The following is a 13,981-nucleotide window of genomic DNA, read 5'->3' on the forward strand; positions in this document are numbered from 1 at the left end:
GCGCTCGGCGACATAGGCCAACGCCACATCCAGCGCGTGAGTATGCGGTGCGGCGCGACAATCGTCACGGCGCAGGTTGTCCGCCAACAGCCGGCAACCACCCGCAAGGGGTGGCTGCCGGGAGCCCATCAGCTGTTGTTGTGATCGATCTTGATGGTCGGGTCGCTACCGGCGATCAACGAATGGATGTTGGCGTTGGACCAGTTGTTGCCTTCCAGCTTGATCGTCACGTCGGCGTTGGCCAGGCCTCCGGCCGCGTTGAGCTTGCCTTCGGAGCTGACCTGCAGGGTCGAAACCCCGTCCACGGTGGTGATCTTGAGGAAGTTGTCGATGGTGCTGGCGCTCTCGCCCTGCAGCAGATCCCGCAGGTCGATACGGTCACCTTCGCTGGCCTTGAAGTCCTTGATCACGTCGTTGCCGGTATCGCCGGCCTTCCAGACGAAGGTATCGGCCCCCGAACCGCCAATCAGGATGTCATTGCCCTTGCCACCGATGAGGGTGTCGTTACCGGTGCCACCCAGCAGGATGTCATTGCCCCGGCCACCGTCCAGGAAGTCGTTGCCGCCCTGGCCGAAGAGAATGTCATTGCCATCGCCACCCAGCAGGGTGTCGTTGCCGTCATGGCTGCCAGACACATCGAACTCGGTGTAGTGCTCGGTGATGTACTGGTGCACGTTGCTGGTGCTGACCTGGCTCACATCGACCCCGGTCTGCTTGGCCACGTAGGCCTGCATGGCCTGGTAGCCCTCGCCGGCGACGCCGTTGAAGCTCACCAGGTCGCCGAACAGGATGTCGTTGCCGTTGCCGCCGCTGACGGTGTCGGCGCCGGGCATGGTGGCTTCGGTGTGGCCGATGATCGAGTTGGCCAGGTCGTTCGGGTCGATGTTGGTCTGCGGCTTGCCGTCGCTGTCGTAAGGCTTCAGGTCGTTGAGGCTGACGTCGTTGTTCAGGCCGATGGCTTCCACCTGGGACAGCTTGCTCAGCAGTACGAAGCCCTCATTGGAGTTGTTGATGCTGGCCGAGTTGGTGGTGCTGCCATTACCCGCCAGGGTGGACAGCTCATAGGTGCCGTCGCCTTGGGCGTGCAGGGTGCCCAGGGTCGCGCTGTTCCAGCCGCTGCCCCACCAGTTGCTGCTGTAGGTCTGCAGGACCACGGTGCCGTTGGCGTTCACGGTCAGGGCGTGGGTGTTGTCGATGTAGGTGCTGAAGGTGTCCCCCAGTTTGTAGTTGCTGGTGGTCACCACATCGTCGAGGCGCACGTTGCCGTACAGCGTCGGGTTGGTCTGCTCGCCGGTCTGGTAGTAGGTCGGCTTACCGTCGGTGATGAAGTAGGTCAGGTTGGTGGCATTGGTGTTGCTGGTGGCCAGGCTGCTCTGGAAGAAGTTGGCCGTGGTCTTGAACACGTCTTCGTAGTTGGTACCGCCGCCGGAGCTCATCGAATCCAGCACGGCCTTGAGCTGGGCCAGGGCGTTCGGATCGTTGAGGTTCACCGATACCGACTTGTTGACCTGGGAGTCGAAGTCGGCCAGGAAGATGTTCACGGTGCCCGAGCCGGCGCCGCCGATGCTGTTCTTCAGGGTATTGAAGACGGCGGTCAGGGAGTTCTTGGCCGCGGCGATGGAGCTGCCCATGCTGCCCGAGCTGTCCACCATGAAGGCGATGTTGTAGTTGGTGCCCGGGACCACGGTCAGGCCGCCGATGTCGGCGACCACGATGTCGTTGCCGTCGGTGCCGGTGACGGTATCGTCGCCGGAGGTGGCGACCACGGCGTTGTAGGTGGCCGGGTAGACCTTGACCGGGATCTGCGCCGTGGAGCTGGCAGAACCGCCCAGGGACTCGGTTGAGGTCGAGGTCACGTTGAGGTTGAACGAGCCGTTGTAGTAAGGCGGCGGCGTGACGGTCAGGTTGCCCAGGTTCCAGCCGGTGACGTTGGCTTCGCCGGAGCTCGCGGTGGCGGTGAAGGTATGCCCGGCACCATCGCTGAGCACGGAGCCTGCAGGAATGCCGCTGATCTTCACGCTCAGGGTTTCCGAACCGTCGGTATCGGTCAGCCCGGTGCTGATCTTCGACAGATGCACGCTGCCGCCTTCGCCGCCTTCGTTGAGCTTGTAGCCGTCGTAGTAACCCTCGCCGTTGGTGCCGTGCAGGTCGGACACCGAAACCCCGGCGTTGGTCAGGTCAGTGACGCCGGTGTACAGCGGCACACCGGCATTGCTCAGGTCCACCGCCGTTGCGCCGTTGACTGAGAGATTGACGTCGTAGCTGCCCGGGCCGCTCTGGTTGTGGTGGTAGATATCGATGGTGTAGTAGCCGCTGGTGGTCGGGGTGAAGGTACCGTTGAGGTTACCGCCCGCGCCCCAGGTGGTGCTGGCCACGTTCTTGCCGCCGATGGTCACCAACAGGCTGTCGTCGCCGGTGCCGGAGAAGGTGTAGGACTTGCCGGCTTCCAGGTAGATCAGGCCGGAGGTCTTCGACGCAGTGCCCGGTGTGATGTTGCCGTCGGACTGGACGTTGGTCGCCAGGCTGCTGCTGTTTGGCGTGCCGGCGGCGTCGATCACCGATTTCAGGGTGCTGGCGGACGCGCCGCTGCCGTCGGTGCCCAGGCCGCTGAGGCCGGTCCAGACTTCCTTGAGCAGGCCCACCGAGTTCACGTTGTTGCCGGCCACGCTCAGGGTCGGTGCATCGGCCACTGGGGTGATGTCGACCGTGACCGTACCGGTGCTGCCCAGGGCCTGGCCATCGGTTGGCTGGAATTTGATCTGGGCGTAATCGGCCTGTTGGTTGCCCACGCCGCTGCCGCCGTAGCCGTTGGTGCCGGATTCGTTGGCGTCCGGGGTGAAGCGCAGCTTGCCGGCATCGATATCGGCCTTGCTGATGGTCTGGTTGTTGGCCACGTCCTTCCAGGTCGAACCGTCCAGGTACTGCAGTTTGCCGTCACTTGGCAGCTGGGTGATCTTCACTCCGAGGCTGGACGCCGGGCTGTCGACGTCGCTGACGCCGAAGTTCGACCAGGTCAGGGCCAGCGGGGTGTCTTCGCTGCCGGTCACGGCGCCGCCGGTGGCGGTTGGCGCGTCGTTGACCGCCACCACGTTGACCGTGGTGGTGGCGACGTTGGAGTAGTTGCCACCGTCGGTCACGGTCACGGTGATGGTCCGTGGCGTGGTGCTCGGATCTTCACTGTTGTTGGTGAAGGTGATGTTCTTGATCTGCTGCATGTAGTCGGCCAGCGTCGCGTTGCCCGACAGGGTCAGGGTGATCGAACCGTCCTTGCTGTTGGCATTGATGTTGATGCCGTTGACGTTGTTGCCCAGGTTCAGCGAGTCCCCTGGCTGACGGTTGGTCAGCACGATGGTCGCGCCGGTGAGCATGGTGCTGTCCGGATCGGTGATGCTCAGGTCGGTGTCGGCGATCGACACGCCAGGGCCCGCGGTGCCTTCGGTGAAGGTGACCTTGTAGTCGGCCCCGGTGGCGCCGCTGGAGTTGTTGGCGTCCAGGTCGATGACCGGTGGCGCATCGTTGTCGATGATCGAGGTGGTGACGCTGTTGTTGCTGCCCACCACCAGGTTCTCGAAGTTGCCACCGGTGGCCGAGTCGATCTTGACCACGAAGTTTTCCGTGCCTTCGGTGATCTTGTCGTCAATGGTGGCGACGTTGAAGGTGGCGCTGCTGGCGCCGGCCGGAATCTTCACGGTGTACACGCCGCTGAAGTCCGAGCCGTCGGTGGCGGTGCCGCTGTAGCTGATCTTCAGGGTGACTTCGGTCTGTGCCGGGTGGGTCAGGCTCACGGTGTAGCTGGCGGTCTGGCCTTCAGTGACCGAGGTGCTGCCGGTGATGCCCACCGAGGTGGTATCCACGGTGTCGGTCACGTTGGTTACCGCTGGGGTGGTGTCCGGCACCAGTTTCTCGAAGTTGCCTCCGGTGGCGCTGGTGATCGAGGCATTGACCTTGCCGGCGTCGATATAGACGTCGTCTGCCGGTGCCGCGACGGTGACGGTACCGGTGGTTTTGCCGGCGGCGATGTTGATCACCGCACCATTGGACAGGGTCACGGTGACCGGCGTACCGGCGGCGTTGGTCAGGGTGGCGGTGTAGATGATCGAGCCGCCTTCGGCCACGGTGCCGGTGGCGCTGAGGCTGACGCTGGTGGTGTCGACGGTGTCGGTCACGGTGGTGCTGACCGGAGTCTTGTCGGCCACCAGGTTCTCGTAGTTGCCGCCGCTGACATTGGTGATGGAGTTGGTCAGTGGTGTGTGGCCGACCAGTACATCGTTCGGCGCGCTGATGCTTACCGAACCGGTGGTTTCACCCACTGGGATGGTGATCTTCTCGCCATTGGCCAGGGTCACTACGACCGGCGAGCCAGTCACTGGTGCGGTGACGGTAGCGGTGTAGGTGACGTTGCCACCTTCGGCCGCCGAAGGCGTGGCCTTCAGCGTGACGGTGGAGTTGTCGATGGTGTCGGTGACATCCGTGACGGCTGGCGTGGTGCTTGGTACCAGCTTCTCGAAATTGCCGCCTTCGGCCTTGGTGATGGTGGCTTCGACCTTGCCGGCGTCCTTGTACACGTCATCGGCTGGCGCGGCGACAGTCACCTTCCCGGAAGTGGCGCCTGCGGCAATGGTAATCACTGCCCCGTTGGACAAGGTCACGGTCACTGGCGTACCGGCAGCATTGCTCAGGGTCGCTGTATAGGTGATCTGGCCACCTTCGGCGACAGTGCCGGTGGCGCTGAGGCTGAGGTTTGTGGTGTCGACGGTATCGGTCACGGTGGTGCTGACCGGGGTCTTGTCGGCCACCAGGTTCTCGTAGTTGCCGCCGCTGACATTGGTGATGGAGTTGGTCAGCGGGGTATGACCGACCAGTACATCGTTAGGCGCAGTGATGCTTACCGAGCCGGTGGTTTCACCCACTGGAATGGTGATCTTCTCGCCATTGGCCAGGGTCACTACGACTGGCGAGCCGGTCACTGGAGCGGTGACGGTAGCGGTGTAGGTGACGTTGCCGCCTTCGGCCGCCGAAGGCGTGGCCTTCAGCGTGACGGTGGAGTTGTCGATGGTGTCGGTGACGTCAGTCACTGCTGGCGTGGTGCTTGGTACCAGTTTTTCGAAGTTGCCGCCTTCGGCCTTGGTGATGGTGGCTTCGACCTTGCCGGCGTCTTTATAGACGTCATCAGCCGGAGCCGCGACGGTAGCGGTGCCCGAAGTGGCACCGGCAGCGATGGTGATCACTGCGCCGTTGCTTAAAGTCACGGTAACTGGAGTGCCTGGAGGATTGCTCAGGGTCGCGGTGTAAGTGATCTGGCCACCTTCGGCCACCGTGCCAGTGGCGGTAAGGCTGACGGTGGTGGTGTCGACGGTGTCGGTCACGGTGGTGCTGACTGGCGATTTATCTGCCACCAGGTTCTCGTAGTTGCCGCCGCTGACATTGGTGATGGAGTTGGTCAGCGGGGTGTGACCGACCAGTACATCGTTAGGCGCAGTGATGCTTACCGAGCCGGTGGTTTCACCCACTGGAATGGTGATCTTCTCGCCATTGGCCAGGGTCACTACGACTGGCGAGCCGGTCACTGGAGCGGTGACGGTAGCGGTGTAGGTGACATTGCCACCTTCGGCCGCCGAAGGTGTGGCCTTCAGCGTAACGGTGGAGTTGTCGATGGTATCGGTGACATCCGTGACGGCTGGCGTGGTGCTTGGTACCAGCTTCTCGAAGTTGCCGCCTTCGGCCTTGGTGATGGTGGCTTCGACCTTGCCGGCGTCCTTGTACACGTCATCAGCTGGCGCAGCCACGGTCACGGTACCGCTGGTTGCCCCGGCGGCGATGGTGATCACCGCGCCGTTGCTCAGCGTCACGGTGACCGGTGTACCTGCGGCATTGCTCAGCGTGGCGGTGTAAACGATCGAACCGCCTTCCGCTACCGAAGGTGTAGCCGCCAAGGACAGATTGGTGGTGTCGACGGTATCGGTCACGGTGGTGCTGACCGGGGTCTTGTCGGCCACCAGGTTCTCGTAGTTGCCACCGCTGACATCGGTGATGGAGTTGGTCAGCGGTGTGTGGCCGACCAGCACATCGTTTGGTGCGCTGATGCTCACCGAGCCGGTGGTTTCACCCACTGGAATGGTGATTTTTTCACCATTGGCCAGGGTCACCACGACCGGCGAGCCGGTCACCGGAGCGGTGACAGTCGCGGTGTAGGTGACATTGCCGCCTTCGGCCGCCGAAGGTGTGGCCTTCAGCGTGACGGTGGAGTTGTCGATGGTATCCGTGACGTCCGTGATGGCTGGAGTCGGATTGGTCTCCAGGTGTTCGAAGTTGCCGCCTTCAGCTTTAGTGATGGTGGCTTCGACCTTGCCGGCGTCTTTGTAGACGTCATCGGCTGGGGCTGCGACGGTAGCGGTACCGGAAGTAGCGCCCGCGGCGATGGTGATTACCGCACCGTTGCTCAGGGTCACGGTGACCGGAGTACCAGCAGCATTGCTCAGGGTCGCGGTGTAAACAATGGAACCACCCTCGGCCACGGAATCGGTGGCAGTGAGGCTCAGAGTGGTGGTGTCCGGCGTATCGGTAACGCTGGTTTCGGCTGGCTTGTCATTGATCTCCAGCTTCTCGTAGTTACCGCCGTCCGCTTTGGTAATGGTGGTGCTCAGGGAGCTACCGCCAGCCAGGGCATCGTTGGGTGCAGTGAAATTCACGGTGCCGGAAGACTCGCCAACCGGGATGGTGATGGTCTGTCCGTTGGACAAGGTCACCACAACTGGCGAACCGGTCACAGGTGCAGATACCGAAGCGGTGTAAACGACGATGCCGCCTTCAGCGACGCTCGGCGTAGCAGTCAGGCTGACAGTCGACGTATCGATGGTGTCGGTGACGTCAGTGACGGCCGGAGTCGTGCTTGGCACCAGGTTTTCGAAATTGCCACCTTCAGCCTTGGTGATGGTGGCTTCGACTTTGCCGGCGTCCTTGTACACGTCATCAGCTGGCGCAGCCACGGTCACGGTACCGCTGGTTGCCCCGGCGGCGATGGTGATCACTGCGCCGTTGCTCAGCGTTACGGTGACCGGAGTCCCGGCAGCATTGCTCAGGGTCGCGGTGTAAACGATCGAACCGCCTTCCGCTACCGAAGGTGTAGCCGCCAAGGACAGATTGGTGGTGTCGACGGTGTCGGTCACTGTGGTGCTGACCGGAGTCTTGTCGGCCACCAGGTTCTCGTAGTTGCCGCCGCTGACATCGGTGATGGAGTTGGTCAGCGGTGTATGGCCAACCAGCACATCGTTTGGTGCGCTGATGCTCACCGAGCCCGTGGTTTCACCGACCGGGATGGTGATTTTTTCACCATTGGCCAGGGTCACGACTACCGGCGAGCCGGTCACCGGAGCGGTGACAGTCGCAGTGTAAGTGACGTTGCCACCTTCGGCCGCCGAAGGCGTGGCTTTCAGCGTGACGGTGGAGTTGTCGATGGTGTCGGTGACGTCAGTCACGGCTGGAGCAGGGTTGGTGACCAGGTTTTCGAAGTTGCCGCCTTCAGCCTTGGTGATGGTGGCTTCAACTTTGCCGGCGTCCTTGTACACGTCATCGGCGGGTGCTGCGACGGTGACGGTGCCAGTGGTCTTGCCTGCTTCAATAGTGATCACTGCACCGTTGCTCAGGGTCACGGTGACCGGCGTGCCGGCAGCGTTGGTCAGGGTTGCGGTGTAAGTGATCTGGCCGCCTTCGGCCACGGAGCCAGTGGCGCCAAGGCTGAGGTTGGTGGTGTCTACGGTATCGGTGACGCTGGTTTCAGCGGGCTTGTCGCTGAACTCCAGCTTCTCGTAATTACCGCCTTCTACCTTGGTGATGGTGGTGCTCAAGGAGCTGCCGCCAGCCAGGGCATCGTTAGGCGCCGTGACATTGACCGTCCCGGAAGATTCACCCACCGGGATGGTGATGGTCTGACCGTTGGCCAGGGTCACTACGACCGGCGAACCGGTAACCGGTGCGGTGACCGAAGCGGTGTAAACCACGATGCCGCCTTCGGCGACGCTCGGTGTGGCAGTCAGGCTGACAGTCGACGTATCGATGGTGTCAGTGACGTCGGTGACCGCAGGAGCTGGATTGGTCTCCAGGTTCTCGAAGTTGCCGCCATCGGCTTTGGTGATGGTGACTTCAACCTTGCCGGCGTCCTTATAGACGTCATCGGCCGGGGCCGCGACGGTGGCCGTACCCGAGGTAGCACCTGCAGCGATAGTAATCACCGCACCGTTGCTCAGGGTCACGGTGACCGGAGTGCCAGCAGCGTTGGTCAGTGTGGCGGTGTAAACGATCGACCCGCCCTCTGCCACGGTATCGGTGGCCGTTACGCTCAGAGTGGTGGTGTCTGGTGTATCGGTAACCGAGGTTTCAGCCGGTTTGTCGTTGATCTCCAGCTTCTCGTAGTTACCACCGTCCGCTTTGGTAATGGTGGTGCTCAAGGAGCTACCGCCAGCCAGGGCATCGTTGGGTGCAGTGAAATTCACGGTGCCGGAAGACTCGCCAACTGGGATGGTGATGGTCTGTCCGTTGGACAAGGTCACCACAACTGGCGAACCGGTCACAGGTGCAGATACCGAAGCGGTGTAAACGACAATGCCGCCTTCGGTCACGCTCGGTGTGGCAGTCAGGCTGACAGTCGACGTATCGATGGTGTCAGTGACGTCTGTCACGGCTGGAGCTGGATTGGTCTCCAGGTTCTCGAAGTTGCCGCCATCGGCTTTGGTGATGGTGACTTCAATTTTGCCGGCGTCCTTGTAGACATCATCAGCAGGTGCAGCAACGGTGACGGATCCAGTGGTTTTACCGGCTTCAATGGTGATGACTGCACCGTTGGACAGGGTCACGTTGACCGGAGTGCCGGCAGCATTGGTCAGCGTCGCGGTGTAAACAATCGAGCCACCCTCGGCCACGGTATCGGTGGCCGTTACGCTCAGAGTGGTGGTGTCTGGTGTATCGGTAACCGAGGTTTCAGCTGGCTTGTCGTTGATCTCCAGCTTCTCGTAATTACCGCCGTCTGCTTTGGTAATGGTGGTGCTCAGTGAGCTACCGCCAGCCAGAGCATCATTTGGCGCGGTGAAATTCACCGTGCCGGAGGATTCGCCGACTGGAATGGTGATGGTTTGACCGTTGGACAAGGTCACCACAACCGGCGAACCAGTCACAGGTGCCGAGACCGAAGCGGTGTACACGACGATGCCGCCTTCGGCGACGCTCGGTGTGGCTGTCAACGAAACGGTGCTGGTGTCGATGGTATCGGTGACATCGGTAACCGCTGGAGCTGGATTGGTAACCAGGTTCTCGAAGTTGCCGCCATCGGCTTTGGTGATGGTGACTTCAACCTTGCCGGCGTCCTTGTAGACGTCATCAGCAGGTGCAGCAACGGTGACGGATCCAGTGGTTTTACCGGCTTCAATGGTGATGACTGCACCGTTGGACAGGGTCACGTTGACCGGAGTGCCGGCAGCGTTGGTCAGTGTGGCGGTGTAAACAATCGACCCGCCTTCTGCTACCGAGTCAGTAGCGCTCAGGCTCAGAGTGGTGGTATCCGGAGTGTCTGTAACCGAGGTCTCGGCTGGCTTGTCGTTGATCTCCAGCTTCTCGTAATTACCGCCGTCAGCTTTGGTGATGGTGGTACTCAGAGAGCTACCGCCAGCCAGGGCATCGTTGGGTGCAGTGAAATTCACGGTACCGGAAGACTCACCAACCGGGATGGTGATGGTCTGTCCGTTGGACAGGGTCACTACGACCGGGGAGCCGGTGACTGGTGCAGACACCGAAGCGGTGTAAACGACAATGCCGCCTTCGGCCACGCTCGGCGTGGCAGTCAGGCTGACAGTCGACGTATCGATGGTGTCAGTGACGTCAGTCACGGCTGGAGCTGGATTGGTCTCCAGGTTCTCGAAGTTGCCGCCATCGGCTTTGGTGATGGTGACTTCGACTTTTCCAGCGTCCTTGTAAACGTCGTCGGCTGGCGCGGCGACAGTCACGGTGCCACTGGTTGCCCCGGCAGCGATAGTAATCACCGCACCGTTGCTCAGGGTCACGGTGACCGGAGTGCCAGCGGCATTGGTCAGCGTCGCGGTGTAAACAATCGAGCCACCCTCAGCCACGGTATCGGTGGCCGTTACGCTCAGAGTGGTGGTATCTGGCGTATCGGTAACCGAGGTTTCAGCCGGTTTGTCGTTGATCTCCAACTTCTCGTAGTTGCCACCGTCCGCTTTGGTGATGGTGGTGCTCAAGGAGCTACCGCCAGCCAGGGCATCGTTGGGTGCAGTGAAATTCACCGTGCCGGAGGATTCACCGACAGGAATGGTGATGGTCTGGCCATTGGACAGAGTTACTACCACTGGGGAGCCGGTGACTGGCGCCGAGACCGAAGCGGTGTACACGACGATGCCGCCTTCAGCGACGCTTGGCGTAGCAGTCAGGCTGACAGTCGACGTATCGATAGTGTCAGTGACGTCAGTGACGGCTGGAGTCGGATTGGTCTCCAGGTGTTCGAAGTTGCCACCCTCTGCCTTGGTAATGGTGGCTTCAACTTTGCCGGCGTCCTTGTAGACGTCATCGGCCGGAGCCGCGACGGTAGCAGTGCCGGAAGTAGCACCGGCAGCGATAGTAATTACCGCACCGTTGCTCAGGGTCACGGTGACAGGAGTACCAGCAGCATTGCTCAGGGTCGCGGTGTAAACAATGGAACCGCCCTCGGCCACGGAATCGGTGGCAGTGAGGCTCAGAGTGGTGGTGTCTGGTGTATCAGTAACCGAGGTTTCAGCCGGCTTGTCGTTGATCTCCAGCTTCTCGTAGTTACCGCCGTCCGCTTTGGTGATGGTGGTAGTCAGAGAGCTACCGCCAGCCAGGGCATCGTTGGGTGCAGTGAAATTCACGGTACCGGAAGACTCACCAACCGGGATGGTGATGGTCTGTCCGTTGGACAGAGTTACTACCACTGGGGAGCCGGTGACTGGTGCAGACACCGAAGCGGTGTAAACGACAATGCCGCCTTCGGCCACGCTCGGCGTGGCAGTCAGGCTGACAGTCGACGTATCGATGGTGTCAGTGACGTCAGTCACGGCTGGAGCTGGATTGGTCTCCAGGTTCTCGAAGTTGCCGCCATCGGCTTTGGTGATGGTGACTTCAACCTTGCCGGCGTCCTTATAGACGTCATCGGCCGGGGCCGCGACGGTGGCCGTACCCGAGGTAGCCCCGGCAGCGATGGTGATCACCGCGCCGTTGGACAGGGTCACGGTGACTGGCGTGCCAGCAGCGTTGGTCAGCGTAGCGGTGTAAACAATGGAACCGCCTTCGGCCACTGAGTCAGTAGCGCTCAGGCTTAGAGTGGTGGTGTCCGGAGTGTCGGTAACTGAGGTCTCGGCTGGCTTGTCATTGATCTCCAGCTTTTCGTAGTTACCACCGTCAGCCTTGGTAATGGTGGTGCTCAGGGAGCTACCGCCAGCCAGAGCATCATTTGGCGCGGTGAAATTCACCGTGCCGGAGGATTCGCCGACTGGAATGGTGATGGTCTGTCCGTTGGACAAGGTCACTACGACCGGGGAACCGGTGACTGGTGCGGACACGGAGGCGGTGTAAACGACAATGCCGCCTTCGGCGACGCTCGGCGTAGCGGTCAGGCTGACAGTCGACGTGTCGATGGTGTCAGTGACATCGGTGACCGCAGGAGCTGGATTGGTGACCAGGTTCTCGAAGTTGCCGCCATCGGCTTTGGTGATGGTGACTTCAACCTTGCCGGCGTCCTTATAGACGTCGTCGGCCGGGGCCGCGACGGTGGCCGTACCCGAGGTAGCACCTGCAGCGATAGTAATCACCGCACCGTTGCTCAGAGTTACGGTGACCGGAGTGCCAGCAGCGTTGGTCAGTGTGGCGGTGTAAACAATCGAGCCGCCCTCAGCCACGGTATCGGTGGCCGTTACGCTCAGAGTGGTGGTGTCCGGCGTATCGGTAACGCTGGTTTCGGCTGGCTTGTCATTGATCTCCAGCTTCTCGTAGTTACCACCGTCTGTTTTGGTAATGGTGGTGCTCAAGGAGCTACCGCCAGCTAGAGCATCGTTAGGCGCGGTGAAGTTCACAGTGCCGGAGGATTCGCCGACTGGAATGGTGATGGTCTGGCCATTGGACAGGGTCACTACGACCGGGGAGCCGGTGACTGGTGCAGACACCGAAGCGGTGTAAACGACAATGCCGCCTTCGGCCACGCTCGGGGTGGCAGTCAGGCTGACAGTCGACGTATCGATAGTGTCAGTAACATCGGTAACCGCAGGAGCTGGATCGGTGACCAGGCTCTCGAAGTTGCCACCCTCTGTCTTGGTGATGGTGACTTCGACCTTGCCGGCATCCTTGTAAACGTCATCAGCTGGAGCCGCGACGGTAGCGGTACCGGAAGTAGCGCCTGCGGCGATGGTGATCACCGCGCCATTGGACAGGGTGACGGTCAGCGGCGTACCGGCCGGATTGGTCAGGGTCGCGGTATAGACGATGGAACCGCCCTCGGCCACGGTGCTGGTGGCCGACAGGCTCAGGCCGGTGTCGTCGATGGTGTCGGTGACCGTGGTGACGGCTTTATCGGTGCTTGGCTGCAGGTTCTCGAAGTTGCCGCCTTCGGCTTTGGTTATGCCGACTTCGATGGTGCTGCCGTTCTTGTAGACGTCATTGGCCGGGGCCGCTACGTCGACCGAGCCGCTGGACTTGCCCGCTTCAATGGTGATCACCGCGCCGTTGGACAGGGTGATGGTCACTGGCGTCTGCGCCGGATTGGTCAGGTTGGCGGTGTAGGTGATCTGCCCGCCTTCGGAGACGCTGGCATCGGCGGTCAGGGTGACGGTGGTGGTGTCGATGGTGTCGGTGATCTGAGTCACCGCCGGAGTGGGGTCAACCGTAACCAGCAGGCCGTTGCCGCCGGTGGTGCCGGTGACGCTCACACTGATCTGGCCGGGGTCGATGTAGACGTTGTCCTGGGGCGCCAGAGGGACTTGCACGCTGCCAGTGGTCTGGCCAGCGCTGATCACGATGACCGCGCCATTGGACAGGGTCACGGTCAGGTCGGTCAGCGGAGCCTGGGTCAGTGTGGCGGTGTACACCAGCACGCCACCGGCCTCGGTGATGGTCGGAGTGGCGCCCAGGGTCAGGGTTGCCGGACGCAGCGAATCACTGCCGCTGCCATTGGTGGTGGCCAGGCCGTTGTTGGTCAGTCCGCCAAGGTTGTTGTCCACGGCCGAAGTGGCTTGACCCAGGCCGGCGGTCGGGAAGCCGATGGTCGGGTCTACCCGGCCTGCGGTTTCTTCCAGCTGGACGAAGCTGTGGCCGCCGCCCGCGGCGCCTCCGGTGCCGGCAGCGGTCGGGCCGGCGGCAGTGGCTTCCAGATCGGTGGTCGGGTCGGCGCCGGCGGCGATCGCCTGCTGCAGTTCTGCCACCGAGGGGGCGGCTTGTGCGCTTGCCTGGGCCAGGTCGGTGCCGGAATCCGGCGCGGCGCCGCTCCACTGAGTGTCACGGCCAAGATCGAGTGTGCGCCCGTCGGTCAACTCCAGGGTGACCGCACCGGCCGGACCGGTATCGACCTGGTCACCCACGAACAGGCGGTCGCCTTCGATGAGTACGCGCCGGATTCCTTCCGGGGAAACTACGAAAACCTGACCGACAATGCTTTTGACGATGGCAACAACACTGCTCATTGGGGACTCTCCGATGTACCGCTTAGTCGACTTCCATGTACCGGCTTGGGCGCGGGCCGCAACTCAGTCAGGAGGCACATTGCTGTGTAATTGAAAACGGGTATTTGACAGTATAGTCGTCAATATTTTGGCTAGTTTTTTTCGAGATTAACTTTATGCCAAACTATTGACCTTATGGGTGCCATCCTAAACAATCGCCGAATTAATGTCACATTGATATTCGTGCAGTAACCTGACTTGAAGTATGTGAACCAGTTCTTAGTTTGAACTTTCCGACGGACGGTCATTGATGG

1 protein-coding gene is annotated in these 13,981 nt (G+C 61.5%); it reads right to left on the bottom strand.

All coding sequences use genetic code 11. The annotated features are described in order from the left end of the window. Window positions 1–128: 128 nt before the first annotated feature. Window positions 129–13,688: a retention module-containing protein gene (locus tag PST29_RS00665; RefSeq protein WP_060842096.1), complete on the bottom strand. Its 13,560-nt coding sequence runs from the start codon at window positions 13,686–13,688 to the stop codon at window positions 129–131. Between the last annotated feature and the right edge of the window lie 293 nt (window positions 13,689–13,981).

The sequence above is a fragment of the Pseudomonas sp. St29 genome (genome assembly GCF_001547915.1).
Lineage (GTDB): Bacteria > Pseudomonadota > Gammaproteobacteria > Pseudomonadales > Pseudomonadaceae > Aquipseudomonas.

Excerpts from the sequence above, each read along its gene's own strand:
- PST29_RS00665 (WP_060842096.1), bottom strand. The coding sequence starts at position 13,688 with ATGAGCAGTGTTGTTGCCATCGTCAAAAGCATTGTCGGTCAGGTTTTC.